This is a genomic window from Paenarthrobacter sp. NCHU4564, from assembly GCF_052156435.1.
Lineage (GTDB): Bacteria > Actinomycetota > Actinomycetes > Actinomycetales > Micrococcaceae > Arthrobacter.
In genome coordinates, this window is record NZ_JBQLIS010000004.1 from 12,480 (window position 1) to 31,155 (window position 18,676).

Here is an 18,676-nt window from a genome sequence, read left to right on the forward strand (position 1 = left end):
GTGCCAGACTGGGGCCCATGGTTGAACACGCAGCCGAACCCGCATGGGTTGAGGTGGAGCAATACCTGACTGACGTCGTCGTAGGTCCGGATCCTGCGCACCAGCGCGCCTTGGAATCTGCCGTCCAAGCGGGAATGCCGCCCATTGAGGTGGCTCCCACCGCCGGGAAGTTGCTCAAGCTGTTGGTGCAGCTGAGCGGTGCCCGCCGAATCCTGGAAATCGGAACCTTGGCCGGTTTCAGCAGCATCTGGATGGCGCAGGGACTTCCCGACGACGGCCGCCTCGTCACGTGCGAATACCTCCGGAAGCACGCGGACGTGGCGCGGGCCAACGTGGACGCGGCGGGTGTTGGCCACAAGGTGGAGATCAGGGTGGGCGCTGCCTTGGACACCCTGCCGACGCTGGCCGCGGAGGAATCCTTCGACTTCGTTTTCATCGACGCGGACAAGGAGAACGATGCCAATTACTTGGACTGGGCCATCCGACTGGGCCACCCGGGGACGGTGATCGTGATGGACAACGTCATCTGGGACGGTGCGATCCTTGAGCCGGAACGGGACGAGGTTAATGCCCCCGGCATCATCCGGGCCCTGGACATGCTGGGCCAGGATCCCCGGCTCGATTCCACCGCGATCCAGACCGTGGGCAGCAAGGGCTGGGACGGCTTCGCGCTGGCAAGGGTGCGCTGATGGATTTCACCATCCGGCCGGCCCGGGTCCACGACGCAGAGGACATGGCGCTCATGCACCTCCAGTCGTGGCGGGAGAGCTACGGACATCTTCTTCCGGAGGAGTTCTTCGTACGGCAGGAAGCCGGCTTGGGCGCCAGGATCGAACGGTACCGGGAGTACATCGCCGCCGGCCACCAGCGCCTGGTTGCCCACGACCCGAAGGGTGGATTGGTGGGCATCGCGGCGGCCGGGCCGGGCAGGGACGAAGACAGTCCGTGCGGGCTGGAACTGTTCATGCTGTATACGCTGAAGCGGGTCCACGGGCAAGGCGTTGGGCAGGCACTGGTGGATGCGTTGATCGGCACGGGTCCGGCCTACCTCTGGGTCCTGGACGACAACCCCCGGGCCCAGGCGTTCTATCGCCGCAACGGTTTCGTCCCGGACGGGAAGCGCCAACTGTGCGATCCTTCGTGGCACTCACTGCCGGAGCACCGCATGGTGCGTGCCGCCGTCGGGCGTTGATTTCGGGGCCAGGGCTACCGCCGCGCTATCCGTTGTCCGGACGTTCCTGGAACGGGTCGCCGACCTCGTCCGGGTCGCCCAGGATACTGGGCAGCTTCGGCACCCGCGCCAGGATGAGGCCGACGACCGTCAGCCAGGCGACGGCGACCGACAACACCACCATCCACAGCGTTCCTGCAGCATCCATGATGAGAGTGTATGGCCCCGGACCCGTTAATGGTAAGTATCCTTAGTAACAGTGGCCTCGGGGGCGCACTAGGGTGGAGGCATGACGTACGGTGGATGGGCATAGTGGCGAAATCCGGTAAGGCAGCCAAGTCTGCCAGGGGTAAAAGGTCGACGGCGGGAGTCATCGAGGTGCCTGCCGGCACCCGTCCGGACGGTCCCGTGGAGGGCATCTACTACATCGACACCGGAGACTGCGAACTCCTCCACGATCCCGACAACACCAACGGGTGGCTCCTGAAAATCAACGGCGTGCTGAGCTCGCACATTGACCTGGCCGACCCACTGTTCCTGGACTTCGAATACATGCGGTGGATCGCTGCCCTGGTGGAGTCCCGCTGGCCCAGGGAGGCCAAGCCAAAGCTGCGCGCGCTTCACCTGGGTGGCGGCGCGTGCTCCATGGCACGGTATTTCCACGCCGCCTACCCCGACGCGCGGCAAGTGGTGGTAGAACTGGATGGAAAGCTTGCCGGGTATGTCCGCAACTGGTTCGACCTCCCCAAGGCGCCGCTGCTCCGGATCCGGGTGGGCGAGGCCCGGGAGGTGACGGAAACCCTGACGCCGGACACCCGCGACCTCATCATCCGTGACGTCTTTGCCGGGGCGTACACGCCACGGGCCCTCACCACCCGCGAGTTCAATGCCCATGCCGACGCCGTGTTGGCTCCGGACGGCCTTTATGTTGTGAACTCAGGCGACGCTCCGGACCTGAAGAATGCAAGGGCGGACGCCGCCACCATCGCGGACACGTTCGAGCACACCATGATCATCGCGGACCCACCCATGCTCAAAGGACGCCGTTACGGCAACATGATCATGGCCGGAAGCCATGTGCCCTTCGGCGACGACCCGACGCTGGCCCGGCGGCTCCTGGGCGGGGCCGTCCCGGCGCACATCTGGAACGACGCGCAGGTCCGCGCCTTTGCGGCCGGAACGCCGGTCCGGCACGACGCGCCTCAGCCGGCGCCCGTGCCGCCGGCTGCTTAGGGCCGCCGGCCGCCTAGGGGCGGCTGAGGGAGCTGTTCCAGGCATCCCACAGCCGGGCGTATCTGCCCCCGCCGGCCAGCAGCTCGGCGTGCGAGCCCGACTCCACAATCCGTCCCTGGTCCATGACCACCACGGTGTCGGCGGACGCGGCCTGCGACAACCGATGAGCTATGACCACCGATGTCCTCCCGGCCAGGGCTGCCTCTGCCGCCCGGTCAAGCATGGTGGCTGTGCCGGTGCCCGCTTCTGCCGTTGCCTCGTCCAACACGGCGATGGGGGGATCCTTGAGCATGAGCCGGGCGAGGGCCAGTTGCTGAGCCTGTTCCGGTGTGGGCTGGTGGCCGCCTGCACCCACGGACGTCTCCAGTCCGTCGTCGAGCGCTTCAACCCAAGCGGCGCCGACCGCTCGAAGCGCTTGCAGCAGTTCCCCTGCCGTGGCGTTCGGTTTGGCGAGCCGCAGGTCCTCGGCGAGGGTTCCGGAGAAGACATGGACTTCCTGGCTGACCATGGCGATGCGCTCCCGCAGCTCGTGCGCCGGTGCCGTGGTGGCGTCAATGCCTCCCACAAGCACGCATCCGTCCTGGATCTTCTCCAAACCCATGATGACTTTGGCGAGCGTGGTCTTGCCCGCGCCGGAGGTGCCCACGATCGCCACGCTCTCACCGGGTTCCACCTGCAGGGACACTGACTTCAGCGCCGGCCGCTGCCCGGGATAGGCGAACGTCACGCTGTCCAGGACGATTCCGGCGGCAGGTCCCGACGGCGGCCGGCCCGCCAACGCGGCACCGTGCTCCGCGGCCCTGTCCTGTGTCAGCCCGACCATGCGGCCCAGCCCGGCAGCGGCCTTCTGGAGCTCGTCGAACTGGCCCAGGACCGTCCCGATCGGATCGAACAGCCGGTAGAAGTAGAGTGCCGCGGCCGTGGCGGCACCGATCGTGACCGCACCCTCGGCGTGCAGGAGGAAGCCCATGGCCAGCACCGCCGAAAGGCCGATCAGCTCAGCCAGGTTCAGCCGGTTGTAGAAGCGGGTGAGGTAGTTGACGCCCCGCAGGGAGTGACCGATCGTCTCCCGTGAAGCCGCCGCCACCAGGTCCGAATGCCGGTCCTGCAGGCCCAGGGCCAGGACTGACGGCGTGCCGTGGACAGTCTCAATGATCTGTTCGGTCCGGTCTGCTTCCGTGATCCGGACGGTCCGGTAAATGGGTGCGGTCCGCTTCAGGAACCAGCGCAGGGTGAACACCTGGAGGGGCGCTGCGACCAGCACGGCTACGGCAAAACGCCAGTCGATCACGCCGAGGCCCAGCAGGGTCACCGCTATGGTGAACGCCGCGCCCGTGAAGGCGGGAAGGACTCCGGAGATGGCCTCGCTGACAGCCTCGACGTCCCCGGACACGCGCGCAACGACGTCGCCGATGCCCGCTTTTTCCAGCTCCGCGAGTGGCTTCCGGACAGCCGCGGCGAACACTTCTTCGCGGAGGTCCGCCAGTGCTTCCTCGCAGATCCGGGCCAGCATGTTCTGGCCCGCAACACCCAGCAGGGCGCCGGCTCCGCCCGCCGCCAGCAGCCCAAGGGCAAGCCAGAGCAAGTCAGGAACCTCGCCGCCGGTGGCTGCGATGTTGACCATGATGCCCAGAATCGCCGGTCCTGCCAGCCCGCAGCACGAGGCCGCCAGCAAGGTCACGACGGTCAGGGCCAGGCGCCAGGGCTTTGCGGCCAGCAGCCGCCACATGGCCCTCCGGGTTTCCCGTGGCGTGGCGATGGGAAGGATTCCGTGGTTCATGAGTGCACCACTTCACGGTAGGTTGCCGAGGCCGCCAGCAGTTCACGGTGGGTCCCGGTTTCGGGGGGACCACCTGCCGTGTCCAGCACCACCCGGTGGCAGGCAGCCAGCAGCGTGGGGCTCGTGGTGACCAGCACCAGCGCCTTGTCCGGGAATCCTGCCAGCCCCTCCGCGATGACGGCTTCGGTGGCAGTGTCCACCGCCGTGGTCGGGTCGTGGAGGACCAGCACCGGTTGGGGTTGGTGGAGGGCGCGACCCAGGACAAGCCGCTGCCGCTGCCCGCCAGAGAGGTTCTGCCCATGCCCGGTCAGCACCGTTTCGGTACCTTCCGGGAACTGCGCGACAAAATCGACGACGGCGGCAGCCGAGGCCGCGCGCTCGTCCAGTTGGGCGTCGGCTGCTGACACGTTCTCCCGCACGGTGCCGCGGAAAAGCACGCCCTCGTGGCTGTCGGCAAACACTGTGGACCGGGCGTGCGAGGGATCCAGGTGTGCTGCATCGAGGCCGCCAATCTTCACGACGCCCGGAGCCGCGGGTATCCGGAAGCCCAAGGTGTCCACCAGTTGCCGGGCACGCGTCCCGTCAGGCAGGACGACGCCCACGATCTCCCCTGGAGAAGCAGCAAACGGCGGAAAATCCCCGCCAGGTGGCGGGCAGAGCTCAAGCAGCGGAGCAGGCGTGGCAGGTTTCGCGGCATCGGCATCCCCGCCAGGCGCAGCCGGCGACGCTCCGGCCGGAGGCGCTCCGGCCGGAGGCGCAGCCGGCGACGCTCCGGCCGGAGGCGCGGCCGTAGTGCCGGACCGGGCCGGGACGGCTTCCGTTTCGCCAAGAAAGGCGGCGATCCGGGCCGCGGACGCACGTTTCTGCGCCAGCTCCACACTCAGGAAACCCAGCGATGCCATGGGCCCCTGGACGAACTGTGCCACTCCCACCACGGTCACCAGCTGACCGACGGTAATGAGGCCCTGCACGGCAAACCACGCCGCAAAGAAGGCGATCCCGGCCAGGAAAGCCGCGGACATGGCAGTGCTCGCCCCGGTGAAGGCGGCCTTCGCGCGAACGGCCTTCAACGCCGAAACCAGCGATCCCTGGCTGGCAGTGCGGTACCGTGCCACGGCGGCGTCCTCGGCCCCCAGTCCTTTGAGTGGCCGGGACCCGGTGATGAAGTCGGTTGCCGAGGCACCTGCGCGGGCCGCGGTGGACTGTTCCGCGTCGCTGCGGTCTTCCAGGGGTTTGGTCAGCCGGTGCATGATCAGCAGCATCACGGGAGTCGCCAGCAGCACGGCCAACCCCAGCGGCACGGACACCAGGAGCAGTGTCACGGCGGAGGTCGCCACGCCGGCGGCCGACGCGAGTCCGCTGCCCACCAGCCAGGCCAGGCCCGCAACACGGTCCGTGTCCGAGGATGCGATGGCCACGATTTCTCCCGGTGCGCGCCGGGCTGCCATGCCGCGTGGATGGAGCACGCGTTCCACCACGAGTTGCCGGAGGTCATGCGCGCCGTAGGAGTAGGTGCGCATGGTGGCGAGGGTGCCGATCCGCCAGGAAAGAGCCAGCACGATGAAGACAACGGCCAGTGCCCCGAGCCACCAAAGGAGGGCGCCGCCGTCGTGCGGTGAAATCGCTTTGTCCACCGCGGCGCCGATCGTGGCCGGCACCAAGGCCTCGCTGACCTGGTGCAGCACGAGGCCTGCGCAGCCCACCACGACGTACTTCCATCGACGGTTTCCGAACATCGAGTACCGGAAGAGCCGGGATGCCTTCCATGGCTTGTGCTTGGCTTGCCCGGGAGGGCAGGGCGACGTAGCGGTACGGGAAGGCATGCTTCCCATAGTAAGGCTAACCTAACTTAGACGTTAAAAGCTGCGGGGCTGACCGCTTCCCAGCAGTTCCCCGCGCCGGTTCTCAGTTTCCTCCCGCAAAGCCTGCACGACGGCGGCCACTGCAGGGCGGCGCATGGAGTCGGGGCGGAGGACCAGCCAGTAGGGGAGAAGTTCGGCAAAGTCCCCGGGGAGGAGCCTGACGAGGTCCGGGTGCCGGTCCGCCATGAAGCACGGCAGGAATCCCACACCGGCGCCGGCGCGGGTGGCTTCCACATGGACGAACACGTTGGTTGACGTCAGTCCGTCGCGCATCGTAGGGACCAGTCTGCGCGGGGCGTCGAGGTCATCCACCTGAAGCATGGAGTCGACGAAATACACGAGCTGGTGCCGGGTCATCTCCGCCGCGTTGGCAGGGGTGCCGTGGTCCTTCAGGTACTGCTTTGATGCATACATCCCCAGCCGGTATTCGCCCAGCTTGATGGCTTCGGCCCGGTGGACCTGAGGGGTGCCCACCACGACTTCGATGTCCAGCCCCGAGCGCTGCTGGAGGGCCCGGCGGGTCACCGTCACGATCTCCAGGCTGAGGCCGGGATGCTCCTTCCGCAGGCGGGCTGCTGCGGGTGCCGCGATGTAGGCGCTGAAACCATCAGTAGCGGTCATGCGTACGACGCCGGTGATGGGGTCGGGTGCGCGATCGCTCGGTCCCAGCGTGCCCACTGCAGCTTCGATCCGTTCGGCGACCAGCACGGCTTCCGCGCCCAAATCTGTCACCTCCCAGCCGCCCGCTGCACGCGCGAGGACCCGGCCGCCCAGCGCCTTCTCCAGCGCCGCGATCCTGCGCGAAACGGTGGTGTGGTTCAGGCCCAAGGCCTGTGCCGCCGTCGTGAATTTACCTGACCGTGAGACGGTGAGAAGGATGAGGAGGTCGTCCGGGTTCGGATTCATATCTGCAATTCTGCACATATGTGGTGCCTCTTTGGTCATTGAGGCGCGAGGAATCTGCAGCAATACTCAGTGAAGCAATTCGTGTTGTGGATCACAACGCGCATCAAAAGGGCACTGTCAAAGAAGACACTGAGGAGATGGACATGAGCGTAGAGCAACGCTCCACACCCGCCGCCGGGAACACCGGCAAGGGATCCGGCCTGAAGAAGATCGTCGCCGCCTCCATGGTGGGCACCGTAGTGGAGTGGTACGAGTTCTTCCTCTACGCCACCGCCGCCACACTGGTTTTCGGCAAATACTTCTTCCCGAGCACCGGCAACGAGCTCGACGGAATCATCCAGGCATTCATCACCTACGCCGTGGGCTTCGTAGCCCGGCCGCTGGGTGGAATCGTCTTCGGACAGATTGGCGACAAGCTCGGCCGGAAGCCCACGCTGCAGCTGACGATCGTGATTGTGGGTGTTTCCACGTTCCTCATGGGCTGCCTCCCCGGCTTCGTCGAGATCGGATATTGGGCTCCGGCCATGCTGGTGGCCCTGCGCTTCATCCAGGGCTTCGCGCTCGGCGGTGAATGGGGCGGTGCCGTCCTCCTCGTCGCAGAGCACAGCCCCAACAAGTCCCGCGGATTCTGGTCCTCCTGGCCGCAGGCCGCGGTGCCGGTCGGCAACCTCCTGGCCACGCTGGTCCTGTTCGTCATGTCCAGCGTCCTCAGCAGCGAGGCCTTCCTCGGCTGGGGCTGGCGCGTGGCATTCTGGCTCTCCGCCGTGATCGTGTTCGTGGGCTACTACATCCGCACCCACGTCACCGAGGCGCCCATCTTCCTGGAAGCCAAGGCGCAGGTGGAGGAATCCAAGGCCATCAGCTACGGCGTGGGTGAGGTGATCCGCAAATACCCCAAGGGCATCCTGCAGGCCATGGGCCTCCGGTTCGCTGAGAACATCATGTACTACCTCGTGGTCAGCTTCGCGATTGTCTACCTCAAGAGCGTGCACAAGTACGACACGTCGTCCCTGCTGCTCGCCCTCCTGATCGCGCACGCCATCCACTTCGTGGTCATCCCGCAGGTGGGCCGCCTGGTGGATTCCTGGGGACGCAAGCCGGTCTACCTGGTGGGGGCCATCAGCGGTGCGGTCTGGCCGTTCTTCGCCTTCCCCATGTTTGACACGCAGAACGCCGTGATCATCGTGCTCGCCGTGACGATCGGCCTCTGCCTGCACGCGTTCATGTACGCCGGCCAACCGGCCATCATGTCCGAACTCTTCCCCACCCGGATGCGCTACTCGGGCGTTTCCCTCGGCTCCCAGGTGACGTCCATCTTCGCAGGCTCCCTGGCTCCGCTCCTGGCCACGCAGTGGCTCAAGGACACAGGCTCCTGGGTGCCCACGGCCATCTACCTCGTGGTCGCCTGCGCCGTGACCGCCGTGGCAGTGCTGTCCTTGCGCGAAACCAAGGGCATCGCCTTGGAATACATCGACGAGGCCGACGCCGAACGGCACGGACTGGCAACCGCTACCCCGAAGGGCTGATCTGATGGACGACTCCTTGAATGGGCGCAAAGCCTTGGTAACCGGCGGTGCGAGCGGAATCGGGGCGGCCTGTGCCCGAGCCCTGGCCGCCCGCGGCGCGAAGGTTGTGGTGGCCGACGTCGACGCTTCCGGAGCGGCGGCACTGGCGGATGAGCTGGGTGGCACCGCGTGGACGGTGGATCTCCTGGACACCGAAGCGCTTGCCGCGCTGAGCCTGGACTGCGACATCCTGGTCAACAACGCCGGCATCCAGAAGGTAGCGCCCATCGAGCAGTTCGAGCCGGCGGAGTTCCGGCGGATCCTGACCCTGATGCTGGAGGCGCCGTTCCTGCTGATCCGGGCCGCGCTCCCGCACATGTACGCCAACGGCTACGGACGGATCATCAACATCTCCTCCGTGCACGGGCTGCGGGCCTCGGCTTACAAGAGTGCGTATGTGTCCGCCAAGCACGGGCTTGAAGGGCTCAGCAAGGTCACTGCCCTGGAAGGCGGGGAGCGCGGGGTGACGTCCAACTGCATCAACCCCGGCTACGTCCGGACCCCGTTGGTGGAACGCCAGATCGCCGACCAAGCGCGCGTCCATGGCATCCCGGAAGCGGAAGTCCTCGCCAAGGTGATGCTCACGGAGTCAGCGGTGAAGCGGCTGGTGGAGCCCTCCGAAGTTGCGTCGTTGGCCGCCTGGCTGGCATCCGACGACGCCGGCATGGTCACCGGCGCGAGCTACACCATGGACGGCGGGTGGTCGGCGAGGTAGCCCGCCCCCCCTTCACGCCCGGCGCCCCCCCGCGAGATGGCAGTTAATGACAATGTTGGGCGCTCGGATTGTCATTAAGTGCCATCTCGGCGGGGGTGGCGTGGGGATCAGGCCGTCTCGTCCACCAACTCGGCCCGGCGCAGACCGCCACCGCGGACCCACAGTTTGTAGGCCACGAACAGCAGCACCAGCCAGGTGGCGCCAACATACAGGGCCACGCGGGTGTCTTCGAAGACTCCAAGGATCACGATGACCATAGCCATGAACGCGATGGTCAGGATCGACGCCACGGGCCACAGGGGCGAACCGAACTCCGAGGCGGGCAGCCCGTGGCGCTTGATCTCGCGCTTCATGGCAACGTGCGAGGCGAGGATCATTACCCACACCCACACGGTGGCAAAGGTTGCGATGGAGGCGATGACAACGAAAACGTCCTCCGGGATGACGGCGTTCAGCACAACGCCCACCAGCAGGATGCAGCCCACCATGACAACGGTCATCCAGGGGACGCCATGACGGGAGATCTTGCCGAAGCTCTTCGGCGCGTGCCCCTGCTGGGCCAGGCCAAAGAGGATGCGGCCGGCTCCGAAAATGTCGCTGTTGATCGCGGAAAGCGCCGCCGTGATGACCACGGCATTGAGGATGTGGGGTGCTGCCGGAATGCCCAGGCCATCGAAAATCTGGACGAACGGGCTGCCGTTGCTGCCCACCTGGTTCCACGGGAAGATGCTCATCAGCACGCTGAGGGTCAGGACATAGAACAGCAGCACGCGGACCGGCACGGTGTTGACGGCCTGGGGAATGACCTTCTTGGGGTTAGCTGCTTCGCCTGCCGTGATGCCGATTGTCTCAATCCCGCCGAACGCAAACATCACGACGGCGAACGCGGCCAGGAGGCCTTCGAAACCGTTGGGGAACAAACCGCCGTGGTTGATCAGGTTCCCCAGTCCCGGTGCCACGCCGCCGCCGTCGTTCCCGGTTTGGAAGCCGAACACGACGATTGCCGCACCGCCGATGATCATGGCGACGATCGCCACCACCTTGATGAGGGAGAACCAGAACTCAAGTTCCCCAAAGACCTTCACGCTGAGCAGGTTCATGGCACCGAGGAAGAGGATGATCGCGAGCACCCAGATCCATCGGTCTACCTGTGGGAACCAGAAGCCCATGTAGATACTGAAGGCTGTGACGTCGGCGATGGCCACGATGGCCATTTCGAACACGTACGTCCATCCGGTCACAAAGCCGGCGAACGGGCCGAGGTACCGGCTGGCGTATTGCCCGAAGGAACCGGAGACGGGATGGCGGACGGCCATTTCGCCCAGTGCCCGCATCACCATGAAGACGGCGGCACCGCCAATGATGTAGGCGAACAGGGCGGCCGGTCCGGCCTTTTGGATGGCGGAAGCGGACCCGTAGAAAAGTCCCGTACCGATCGCGGACCCAAGGGCCATGAAGCGGATGTGGCGGACGTTGAGGCCCCGGCTGAGTGCCGTCCCGGCGGCCTGGAGGACAGAATCCTTCGCGGCCAGCGTGGTTTGTTGCATGGTAAAACCTTCTCGTCTTTGGGAGGGGATCGCTATTCAGCACATCACTTTCCGGGCCCCTGTGATGGGACTCACGGGTGTTTGCTGTCTTCGATCGCAGACAATCGGGTTGTTGGGCGGGGCCTGGGCGGGAGGACGGAAGGAAGCGCCACGGCTGAGAGACCGGAGAGGACCACCAGCAGCAGCCAGGAAACGCCCGGCTCCCAGCCAGCCTGCCCGGACCAGGACCGCAGCAGTCCCAGGGCGGCGTTGGCCAGCAGCACGGCAATGCCTCCGCACGTGGCTGCCAGTCCGTAGTACGCGCCGCGGCCTGCAGTGCCGGACGGAAGGAACCAGGGGATGACGGCCAGGATGGTGGGCGTGAGGCTCATATGCCCCAGGATCAGCAAAGCAACGGCGGCAGCCAGTATCAGCACGGCACCGTTACCGCTGGAACCGGACACCACACCAGCGCCGCCTGCGAGCACGAACGACAGTGCCAGAAGGGAGAAGCCCACCGACATCGCGCGTGCTTCGCCCAGCCTCTGAACCCCCGTAGCCACAGGAATTTGCAGTAGCAGCGTCAGGACGGAGGCCATCAGGAACATCCCGGCGAGCCAGGCGTCGCCAAGCCCCAGGCGGCCCAGTTCCAGGGGGATGGTGAAGTACAACTGGTTGTAGGCCACCATGTTCACGCTGACGAGGATGCAGAACAGGAGGAACCGGCGGTTCCTGGCGGCGTCCGGAACCGCGAAACCGGCGCGTTTGCCGGCTTTGGAGGATTGCGGTCGCGGCGTCGCAGGCAACCTGAGCCACAACAGGACGGTCACGATGCAGAAAATCCCGGTCCCGAAGGCTAAGGCGGCGTCGAATCCCCAGCCCAGGAGCGCAGCGCCGAGCAGCGGACCCACGAGCGCCCCGAACTCCCCGGTCAGCGCCAGCCATACAAAAACCGAGCGCTTTGCCGGGTTCCGGTGCCCGGGATCGTCGGCCCTGGACAGCTGCGACTCCAGGGCAGGGGAAAACAAGGCGCCCCCGGCCCCGGTCAGCACAGCACCCAGGAGGAACGCCGGGAAATCGGCGGCCAGGGCCAGCGTGACGTATCCCGCGATCCGTACGAGGCAGCCCAACAGGATGGAGCGCTTTGCGCCCCAGTGGTCCGCCAGCATCCCGCCCACCAGGAACATGCCCTGCTGGCTGAAGGTGCGGGCGCCCAGGACAAGCCCGACGGCGGCCGCTCCCATTCCGTACTCCCCGGACAATGCGCTGGTCAGGAAGGGGACAACTGCGTAAAACCCGATATTGAAGACGAGCTGGGCTCCCAGGAGCGTGGACGTTTCAGGCCTTTGCGGGCGCGCCATCAGGAATTCCCCGGGTCAGCGGAAGGACTGCCGCCACCAGTTGTTTGCTGTGCTCGTGCCGCGGCTCGGCAAAGAAATCCGCCACCGACGCAAGCTCCACCACTTCGCCGCGGTAGAAGACGGCTACACGGTGGCTCATGTAGCGGATCACGTTCATGTCGTGGGAGATCATGATCAGAGACACCCCACGGCTTCGATGCAGCCTGAGCAACAAGTCAAGGATCTTGCGCTGCGTGATGGCGTCCAGCGCAGACGTTGCTTCATCGCAGATGAGGACCGCGGGTTCGAGCAACAGCGCACGGGCGATGGTCAGCCTTTGCAACTGACCGCCGGAGCACTGCCCTGGCCGGCGTTCCAGGATCGCCGGGTTGAGCTCTACTTCCCTGACAGCCTGCTGGATGCGTTCGATCCGGTCGTCAGCGGTGCCCGAGGATCGAAGCAGGGGCGCTTCCAGGCTTTTGAGCAGTGTCATGCGGGGATCGAAGACGTCGTAGGGTTCCTGGAACACCAATTGGACGCCGGCACCCGGAGCCGTGGTGATCTTTCCCGAATCCGGCGTGCCCAGGCCCACCAGGAGCCGCGCCAACGTGCTTTTGCCCGAACCTGACTGGCCCAGCACGCCCAGGATTTCGCCTTGCCTCAGTGAGAGCGTGACATTTTTCAGGGCTGCTGTGCTCTTACGGAAGCCGGACGGGAAGGTCTTGGTCACGCCGTGGAGATCCAGGATTGTGCCGGTGTTCTTCTCCGCGTCCGCTGGCCCGTGGTCGCCATCCTCGCGCGGATCCAGGGCCGAGGCCTGAAGGAGTTCCCACGTGCTGCAATGCGTCTGCGGTGATGCCAGGACGGTTCGGGTCACTCCCTGTTCCAGGATCCGGCCGTCCTTCATGAGGATCACGCGGTCGGCAAACGCAGAGACCGTGGCCAGGTCATGGGTGATGCAGAGAACCCCGAGTCCGTGGTTCCTGCGCTGCTGGTCCAGCAGCTCCAGGATCTGGCGTTCGAGCACCTTGTCCAGGGCCGAGGTGGGTTCGTCGGCAAGGAGCAGTTCGGGCTGCCCGGCCATGGCCACAGCCATCATGGCACGCTGTGCCATGCCTCCGGACAATTGGTGGGGATAGGACGCGGCCACGCTGCCGGGCTGCTCGAAGCCCGCATCCGCGAGGAGACGGAGCACCTCCGTGCGGGCTTCGCGTCCACGGAGGCCGCGGTGCAGCTTGAGCGGTTCCCGGATGTGGCGTTCCACGGTCATCCGGGGGTTGAACATGCGCTTGGGCTGCTGGTGGAGCATGCCGATCCGTCCGCCGCGCACCCGGTTCAGCTCACCTTCGCTGAGGTCGCGCAGTTCCGTTCCGCCCAACCGGATGGACCCGGACTGGATGGCCACGTTGCCGGGAAGCAACCCGGTGATGGACAGGGACGTCATGGTCTTGCCGCTGCCGGAGGCTCCCACCAGCGCAACGAATTCCCCTGGTTCCACGTGCAACGTGACGTCGTGGAGGATGCCCTGCGGTCCGGAGGAATCCCGCAGCCCTGCATGCAAGCCCTCGATCACCAATCCGCTATGCATTGGCGGGCACCGCCTCCGGAGCGAGAACCTGGGCTGTGGTCAGCCTGGACGTCCGCGAGAGGTGCTGGCCCAGGAGCGTTACGGACAGGGCGACGGCGAAAATCACCAGGCCGGGAGCCAGAATGGTCATCGGAGCCCGCGCTGCGTAGGGCTGGGCAGCGGCCAGCATGGAACCCCAATCCGACTGTGGTGGCTGGACGCCCAGGCCCAGGTAGGACAGGGCCCCAACGCTGATGAGGAAATGGCCAAAACGCAGGGTTGCCTGGCCCAGGAGCGGCCCGGCCAAGTGCGGGATGATGTGCTTCATCACGATGAACGAGGGCGGACACAGCAGCACGTGCGCCGCCTCCACAAACCCGCGCGCCGAGACGTCCAAGGCCAGTGAGCGGGCGAGCCGGGCGAATGGTGTCCACCCTGTCACGGTCAGGGCCAGGAGCAACGAGTGGTATCCGGTTCCCAGGACAGCCACCAGGAACAGGGCCACCACCATCTCCGGCATGGCGAGCAGGACGTCGTTGGTGCGGGTCAAGAATTCGTCCAGCCAGCCGCGCCGCCGGGCGCTCAGCACACCGATGGCCGTGCCCACGAGTGCCGTGAGCACGGTAGCCAGTGCCGCCAGCGTCAGGGAGAACTGGCCGCCGTCGAGCAATCTGCTGAGGGTGTCCCTGCCGAGGTGGTCGGTGCCCAAAAGGTGGGCAGGGCTGGGCGGGGCGAGCCTGTTGGCGAGGTCCTGACCGGCCGGCGGGTACGGGGCCAGCCAGGGCGACAGCAGGACGCCGACGACGATGATGGCCAAAACCGAACAGGCCACCCACAGGTGGAGGGGGAGTCTACGCAACGGTGGACCTCATTCGCGGGTTGAGGAACGTGTGCACCAGGTCGGCGGTGGTGGTGAGCAGCACGGCGAAGGCCACCACAACCACCACGGCACCCTGCGCCACGGGAATGTCGCTGTTGATCACGCCCTCAAACATCAACCTGCCCATGCCCGGGATGGAGAACATGACCTCCACAATCACCGAGCCGCCCAGCAGTCCGGCGAACCAGATCGCTACCGAGGTGGTGAGTGGAAGGAGGCCGTTGGGGATGACGTGCCGTGCCACAGTGGAAGCGCGGGACATTCCCCGGCTGCGGGCCGCTGCCACGTGGTCGGAGGCCAACGACTGGAGGACGCCTTCCCGCACGGCTGAGGTGAAGAAGCTGGTGGGGCGGAGCGCCAGGACAGCCACGGGAAGCACGGCGGAAGAGGGGCCGCTCCAGCCGGCGGAGGGGAGCAGCGCAAGCTGCAGCGAGAAGACCAGGACCAGCATCGGGGCCAGCCAGTATTCGGGGATGGCAATGAATGCCTGGGTTACGGCGCTGATGCCCCGGTCCAGCAAGCGGCCTTCGTTGAGCGCGGCCGTAACTCCCAGCAGCAGCGACACTGCTGCGGCAACCAGCAGGGTCAGGACGACGATGGAGAGCGTGATGCCGAGTGCGGGCAGGACCTGGTCGACCACGGGAGTGCGGCTGGTGTAGGACAAACCCATATCCCCGCTGGCGAGGTGCCCCAGCCAGCGCATGTACTGCGTCCACAGCGGATCGTGCAGGCCCAACTCGGCTGACAGCGCCTGCACGGCCGACTCATCGATCACGTCCCCGGCAACCCGTGAACGGATGATCTTGCGCACGGGATCACCGGGGGTGACGTACGGGATCAGGAACACTGCGAAAGACGCAAGAAGGACAGCGGCCACCAGGGCCGCTGTCCGTCGAGCGAGGAACCGGATCATTGCCGGGCCCGATCCGGGGTCTTCAGGTCAAGCATCTTGGTCAGGACGCGGGTTTCGCCGACTGTGCCCGGAGCACGTAGCGCGCCAGCGGATCCTGGGTGTGGCCGAGGACGTTGGAGCGGACAGCGTCGATCGCCTGTTCGTTGACCAGCCACACGTTGACGGCCTGGTCCCTCAGGATCTTGCCGGCCTGGGCATAGAGGCCGTAGCGCTCTTCGGCGTCGGCGGTCCTGGAAGCCTTGGCGATGATGGCGTCGTACTCCTCGTTGCAGAAGTGGCTGAGGTTGTAGGTGCCGTCGCAGGTGTAGTCGGCGGTCAGGAACCCGATCGGATCGGCGATGTCGATCAGCCGGTTGCGCTGGCTGAGCACCATGTCATAGTTCCCGGACAGGAGGTCAGGTTCGACGGCGGCATATTCCTTGGTCACGATGGTCACCGGGACGCCCACGGCCTTGAGGTTGTCCTGGATGACCGTTGCCACGTCGGCGAACTCGGCACGCTCGACGATCGCGATGATCTCCAGCGGGCGGTCCGAGGTGTAGCCGGCCTCGGAGAGGAGCTTCCTGGCGGCGTCCACGTCCTTCTTCGGAGCGCCGGGGTTCCCGCCGGCCCAGGGTTCGGACGGCGCGAACGGGCCGTTGGCCGGGATGGCGGCGCCTTCGTAAACACTGGCGGCGAGGGCCTCAAGGTCCAGCGCCTTGGTGACGGCCTGGCGGAACTCCACCTTGTCGAACGGCGCCTTGCCGTTGTTCATGTACAGCGTGGCCGTGCGCGGGGAGTCGGCTTTGAGGACCTTGACGTTGCTGTCGGCTTCCAGGGTGGCAAGGCCTGAGACCGGTATGGACATGGAGATGTCCGCCTCGCCCGTCTGGACCTGGGTGGTGCGGGTGGCGCCATCGGTCACAAAGCGGACTTCTGCTCCGGCCAGCTGCACTTCGCCGCCCCAGTAGTTCTCGTTCCGGTCCAGGGTCAGGGACTGCTTGGCTTTTTCGGAGACGGGTTTGAACGGGCCAGTGCAGTGCCCGAACGGGTCAACGTTGGCGCCCTTGAAGGCGGCCGGAGACAATACGCCGGTGTTCACACTGGCCAGCCGGTACGGAACCAGGGGGCTCTCGGTGGGTGTGGTGATGCGGACCGTGCGCTCGTCGAGGGCAGCAACACCGCTGACCACCTTGGGGTTGAAGGCCCTGGCAGGCACTGCCGCTTTCAGGACCCGCTGCAAGGACCCGACCACGGCTTCCGCGGTCAGCGGGGTGCCGTCCTGGAAGGTGACGCCTTCGCGGATGGTGAAGTCCCACTCCAGCGGTGAGGTTTGCTTCCACTCCGTGGCGAGCAGCGGGACGATCTTGCCTTCAGCTTCGTCGTAGCGCGTCAGGGTTTCGAGGCAGCCGGAGAGCGACAGGATGTAGGCTGCGTCGCTCTCGAGCGCCCAGTTGGCCACGGGCGCCCTGAAGTTATCCACCACGATCCGCTGTTGCTTGTCGGCAACCTGGGTGGTCTGGCTGGAGCCGGTGCTGGAACCAGTGAAGCCGCAGCCGGTCAAGGTAAGGAGGGCTGCCAGTCCCAAAGAGACGGAGGCAGGCAGGGAGATGCGCATAAAACCACCTGGGTGAAGGGGTGCCCGCGAACGGTGCAGGCGATGGAACGGAGGCCACGGGCCGCCAATTAGTTTAGGCTTCCCTAAGTTTCCCGGCCAAACCGTGAGGCTTCACAGACTGACTTTTATTCCGGAGCGGCAGTCTGGCATCCCGGACAAGGATCGGTCCTCAGCGACTGGCGCGGGCCGGAAGAAAGGTGCACGCTTGAGTACGGGATACCGGACTGCCTGCGCTGTCCGGTCCTCCGCACGTACGAGCAGTGAGGAACCATGACCACCACGTCCTTGGCACCCGGCAAAGCCACGTCCAAAGTTCCGGCAGCTGAAAACACGCTGCGGATCCTCAAACTGCTGGCATCGCGCCGGGGCCCCATGGCGGCGTCCAATATCGCCACGGCTTTGGGGTTGCCCCGGTCCAGCGTGTACCACCTGCTGGGAGTCATGGAGGCGAACGGCTTTGTGCTGCACCTGCATGAGGAGCAGCGCTATGGCCTGGGAATCAGTGCGTTTGAGCTCAGCTCGGCGTACTCGCGGCAGGAACCCTTGTCACGGCTGGGTCGGCCCATGCTGGCCTCGCTGGTGGATGCCATCGGGGAGAGTGCACATCTGGCAGTGCTGCACGGACGCGACGTCCTCTATATCGTGGAGGAACGGGCCAAGAACCGCCCAAGCCTGGTGACCGACGTCGGGGTCCGCCTCCCAAGCCACCTCACGGCCAGTGGCCGTGCAATCCTCGCCGCCTTGCCGAAATCGCAAGTCCGCGCCCTTTACCCGAACGCTGCCGCCTTTACGTCCCGGCATGAAGTTGAGTTTCCCATCATGAAGTACTCGGCCCTGTCGTCGCACCTGGACCAGGTGCGGCAGCGCGGTTATGCCACGGAAAACGGCGAGATCACCCCGGGCTTCGGGTCGATCGCCGCCGCTGTGACGGATCACCTGGGATGGCCGACGGCGGCAGTCGCCGTCACGTTCCTGGAGGACAAAGTGCCCGCTGAGCAATGGCCTGTCCTTGCCGCGCGCATCCGCAAGGCGGCGGACGAACTGGCCGCGCGTAACCCCGGCCGCCGCCCCACCTCGGTCGCATTTGGGCGCGTTTTGACCCGACAAACCGCGCACAAAGGCGACCCAGTTGGGTGAGGTGGGCTGCAGATCAGCGGGTTCCACCGGTCCCTGGGTTCTCGCGCTCGACGAGCCTCCGGAAGGTCTCAAGCTCCCCTTTGAAGCTTCCCCGGTAAGAGCCTGCAGCGAAGATCCGTGCCGATATCCCGGAGATGAATCCACGGGTCACGAACTCCTGGTTGATGCGGGTTCCCCCGCCTTCCGGGACGAACCGCACATCCGACTCGCCTTTCAGGATTGCGTTGCCGAACCGGGTGCGCAGGTGGTTGGGCCGTTCCACGGCAAGGACCTCGGTGGGGCTGGCCATCCGTCCGAACCACACGGTGTAACGGCTGCCGGGTTGGTCCACTGGACCCTCACGGTCGGTCACTCGAGTGACGCCGCCGATCCACTCCTTGAACCGGTCCTGATCTGTCCAGGTGGCGAAAACGCGGTCAGGGGGAGCCGCCACGAAAGTAGACACTCGGAAGGTTGCCATGGGACCAGCATGCACCTCTTCCAC

General features: G+C 66.0%; 17 protein-coding genes. 6 read left to right on the top strand and 11 right to left on the bottom strand.

Annotation, left to right across the window (positions count from 1 at the left end):
* Positions 1–17 precede the first annotated feature (17 nt).
* A complete protein-coding gene (locus tag ACSVIE_RS05535; protein WP_442423252.1) occupies positions 18–689 on the top strand; it encodes an O-methyltransferase in 672 nt (223 codons plus the stop codon).
* Entirely contained in the window at positions 689–1,192 is a 504-nt protein-coding gene (locus tag ACSVIE_RS05540) for a GNAT family N-acetyltransferase (RefSeq protein WP_442423253.1), read from the top strand. The genes ACSVIE_RS05535 and ACSVIE_RS05540 overlap by 1 nt, the downstream gene beginning before the upstream one ends.
* A 25-nt stretch (positions 1,193–1,217) precedes the next feature.
* On the opposite strand, the gene ACSVIE_RS05545 is transcribed toward ACSVIE_RS05540, so the two are convergent.
* Complete coding sequence (locus ACSVIE_RS05545; protein WP_442423254.1) at positions 1,218–1,379, bottom strand: hypothetical protein; 162 nt, start codon at positions 1,377–1,379, stop codon at positions 1,218–1,220.
* A gap of 95 nt (positions 1,380–1,474) precedes the next feature.
* Here ACSVIE_RS05545 and ACSVIE_RS05550 point away from each other — a divergent pair, with 95 nt between their 5' ends.
* Complete coding sequence (locus ACSVIE_RS05550; RefSeq protein WP_442423255.1) at positions 1,475–2,404, top strand: spermidine synthase; 930 nt, start codon at positions 1,475–1,477, stop codon at positions 2,402–2,404.
* Between the two features lie 13 nt (positions 2,405–2,417).
* On the opposite strand, the gene ACSVIE_RS05555 is transcribed toward ACSVIE_RS05550, so the two are convergent.
* From ACSVIE_RS05555 to ACSVIE_RS05565, 3 genes are read right to left on the bottom strand one after another with little or no spacing between them, the layout of a single operon-like run.
* Positions 2,418–4,184, bottom strand: coding sequence for an ABC transporter ATP-binding protein (locus ACSVIE_RS05555; RefSeq protein WP_442423256.1), 1,767 nt, complete (start codon positions 4,182–4,184; stop codon positions 2,418–2,420).
* Entirely contained in the window at positions 4,181–6,007 is a 1,827-nt protein-coding gene (locus ACSVIE_RS05560) for an ABC transporter transmembrane domain-containing protein (RefSeq protein ID WP_442423257.1), read from the bottom strand. The genes ACSVIE_RS05555 and ACSVIE_RS05560 overlap by 4 nt, the downstream gene beginning before the upstream one ends.
* 33 nt (positions 6,008–6,040) lie before the next feature.
* The gene (locus ACSVIE_RS05565) at positions 6,041–6,952 is read right to left on the bottom strand and encodes a LysR family transcriptional regulator (protein WP_442423258.1); all 912 of its coding nucleotides are present in this window, start codon (positions 6,950–6,952) and stop codon (positions 6,041–6,043) included.
* 143 nt (positions 6,953–7,095) lie between these two features.
* Between ACSVIE_RS05565 and ACSVIE_RS05570 the strand changes: the two genes are divergently transcribed.
* Together ACSVIE_RS05570 and ACSVIE_RS05575 are read left to right on the top strand one after the other, a co-directional pair.
* Positions 7,096–8,478 carry an MFS transporter gene (locus ACSVIE_RS05570; protein WP_442423259.1) on the top strand — a complete coding sequence of 461 codons (1,383 nt, stop codon included), beginning with the start codon at positions 7,096–7,098 and terminating at the stop codon, positions 8,476–8,478.
* A gap of 4 nt (positions 8,479–8,482) precedes the next feature.
* Positions 8,483–9,232, top strand: a complete 750-nt coding sequence (locus ACSVIE_RS05575) for a 3-hydroxybutyrate dehydrogenase (RefSeq protein ID WP_442423260.1) — start codon at positions 8,483–8,485, stop codon at positions 9,230–9,232.
* Positions 9,233–9,339: 107 nt separating this feature from the next.
* Here the strand turns inward: ACSVIE_RS05575 and ACSVIE_RS05580 are convergent, their stop codons facing one another.
* The 6 genes from ACSVIE_RS05580 to ACSVIE_RS05605 form a co-directional block, all read right to left on the bottom strand.
* Positions 9,340–10,779, bottom strand: coding sequence for an amino acid permease (locus ACSVIE_RS05580; protein ID WP_442423261.1), 1,440 nt, complete (start codon positions 10,777–10,779; stop codon positions 9,340–9,342).
* A gap of 71 nt (positions 10,780–10,850) precedes the next feature.
* Positions 10,851–12,119, bottom strand: coding sequence for an MFS transporter (locus tag ACSVIE_RS05585; protein WP_442423262.1), 1,269 nt, complete (start codon positions 12,117–12,119; stop codon positions 10,851–10,853).
* Positions 12,097–13,686, bottom strand: coding sequence for an ATP-binding cassette domain-containing protein (locus ACSVIE_RS05590; protein WP_442423263.1), 1,590 nt, complete (start codon positions 13,684–13,686; stop codon positions 12,097–12,099). The genes ACSVIE_RS05585 and ACSVIE_RS05590 overlap by 23 nt, the downstream gene beginning before the upstream one ends.
* Entirely contained in the window at positions 13,679–14,524 is an 846-nt protein-coding gene (locus ACSVIE_RS05595) for an ABC transporter permease (RefSeq protein ID WP_442423264.1), read from the bottom strand. The genes ACSVIE_RS05590 and ACSVIE_RS05595 overlap by 8 nt, the downstream gene beginning before the upstream one ends.
* Entirely contained in the window at positions 14,517–15,458 is a 942-nt protein-coding gene (locus ACSVIE_RS05600) for an ABC transporter permease (protein ID WP_442423265.1), read from the bottom strand. The genes ACSVIE_RS05595 and ACSVIE_RS05600 overlap by 8 nt, the downstream gene beginning before the upstream one ends.
* 40 nt (positions 15,459–15,498) lie before the next feature.
* Entirely contained in the window at positions 15,499–17,055 is a 1,557-nt protein-coding gene (locus ACSVIE_RS05605; protein ID WP_442423266.1) for an ABC transporter substrate-binding protein, read from the bottom strand.
* Between the two features lie 270 nt (positions 17,056–17,325).
* Here ACSVIE_RS05605 and ACSVIE_RS05610 point away from each other — a divergent pair, with 270 nt between their 5' ends.
* Complete coding sequence (locus ACSVIE_RS05610) at positions 17,326–18,192, top strand: IclR family transcriptional regulator (RefSeq protein ID WP_442423267.1); 867 nt, start codon at positions 17,326–17,328, stop codon at positions 18,190–18,192.
* Positions 18,193–18,205: 13 nt separating this feature from the next.
* On the opposite strand, the gene ACSVIE_RS05615 is transcribed toward ACSVIE_RS05610, so the two are convergent.
* The gene (locus tag ACSVIE_RS05615; protein WP_442423268.1) at positions 18,206–18,652 is read right to left on the bottom strand and encodes an SRPBCC family protein; all 447 of its coding nucleotides are present in this window, start codon (positions 18,650–18,652) and stop codon (positions 18,206–18,208) included.
* Between the last annotated feature and the right edge of the window lie 24 nt (positions 18,653–18,676).

Coding starts and splice junctions, on each gene's coding strand:
- ACSVIE_RS05535 (WP_442423252.1), top strand. CDS start 18: ATGGTTGAACACGCAGCCGAACCCGCATGGGTTGAGGTGGAGCAATAC.
- ACSVIE_RS05540 (WP_442423253.1), top strand. CDS start 689: ATGGATTTCACCATCCGGCCGGCCCGGGTCCACGACGCAGAGGACATG.
- ACSVIE_RS05545 (WP_442423254.1), bottom strand. CDS start 1,379: ATGGATGCTGCAGGAACGCTGTGGATGGTGGTGTTGTCGGTCGCCGTC.
- ACSVIE_RS05550 (WP_442423255.1), top strand. CDS start 1,475: ATGGGCATAGTGGCGAAATCCGGTAAGGCAGCCAAGTCTGCCAGGGGT.
- ACSVIE_RS05555 (WP_442423256.1), bottom strand. CDS start 4,184: ATGAACCACGGAATCCTTCCCATCGCCACGCCACGGGAAACCCGGAGG.
- ACSVIE_RS05560 (WP_442423257.1), bottom strand. CDS start 6,007: ATGCCTTCCCGTACCGCTACGTCGCCCTGCCCTCCCGGGCAAGCCAAG.
- ACSVIE_RS05565 (WP_442423258.1), bottom strand. CDS start 6,952: ATGAATCCGAACCCGGACGACCTCCTCATCCTTCTCACCGTCTCACGG.
- ACSVIE_RS05570 (WP_442423259.1), top strand. CDS start 7,096: ATGAGCGTAGAGCAACGCTCCACACCCGCCGCCGGGAACACCGGCAAG.
- ACSVIE_RS05575 (WP_442423260.1), top strand. CDS start 8,483: ATGGACGACTCCTTGAATGGGCGCAAAGCCTTGGTAACCGGCGGTGCG.
- ACSVIE_RS05580 (WP_442423261.1), bottom strand. CDS start 10,779: ATGCAACAAACCACGCTGGCCGCGAAGGATTCTGTCCTCCAGGCCGCC.
- ACSVIE_RS05585 (WP_442423262.1), bottom strand. CDS start 12,119: ATGGCGCGCCCGCAAAGGCCTGAAACGTCCACGCTCCTGGGAGCCCAG.
- ACSVIE_RS05590 (WP_442423263.1), bottom strand. CDS start 13,686: ATGCATAGCGGATTGGTGATCGAGGGCTTGCATGCAGGGCTGCGGGAT.
- ACSVIE_RS05600 (WP_442423265.1), bottom strand. CDS start 15,458: ATGATCCGGTTCCTCGCTCGACGGACAGCGGCCCTGGTGGCCGCTGTC.
- ACSVIE_RS05605 (WP_442423266.1), bottom strand. CDS start 17,055: ATGCGCATCTCCCTGCCTGCCTCCGTCTCTTTGGGACTGGCAGCCCTC.
- ACSVIE_RS05610 (WP_442423267.1), top strand. CDS start 17,326: ATGACCACCACGTCCTTGGCACCCGGCAAAGCCACGTCCAAAGTTCCG.
- ACSVIE_RS05615 (WP_442423268.1), bottom strand. CDS start 18,652: ATGGCAACCTTCCGAGTGTCTACTTTCGTGGCGGCTCCCCCTGACCGC.